1 protein-coding gene is annotated in these 446 nt (G+C 63.9%); it reads left to right on the top strand.

The window, feature by feature from the left end; all coding sequences use genetic code 11:
- Positions 1–446 (top strand): IS21 family transposase (locus ACFSL4_RS35820; protein WP_465269775.1); only part of this gene is annotated, 446 nt, incomplete at both ends.

The following is a 446-nucleotide window of genomic DNA, read 5'->3' as shown; positions in this document are numbered from 1 at the left end:
TTACATCCGGGAGCGAGAACGGCGGGGCCAGGAAGTGTTCGTGCCGCTGGCGCATCCCCCGGGCCATGCGCAGGCCGACTTCGGCGAGGCGATGGTCAAGATTGGCGGTGTCGAGCAGAAGGCCCACTTCTTTGTTTTGGATCTGCCGCACAGCGACGCCTGTTACGTCCGCGCCTATCCGGCGGCTGTGGCCGAGGCTTGGGTGGACGGCCACATCCACGCCTTTGCCTTCTTTGGGGCAGTGCCGCAGTCGATCGTCTATGACAATGACCGGTGCCTGGTGGCGAAGATCCTGCCCGATGGCACCCGCAAGCGGGCCGTGCTGTTCAGCGGCTTCCTGTCGCATTACCTGATCCGGGACCACTACGGCCGTCCTGGCAAAGGCAATGACAAGGGGAATGTCGAGGGCTTGGTGGGCTATTGCCGCCGCAACTTCATGGTGCCGC

Source organism: Streptomyces caeni, from assembly GCF_042678285.1.
GTDB lineage: Bacteria > Actinomycetota > Actinomycetes > Streptomycetales > Streptomycetaceae > Streptomyces > Streptomyces caeni.
This window is presented reverse-complemented; position numbering and strand designations above follow the sequence as displayed.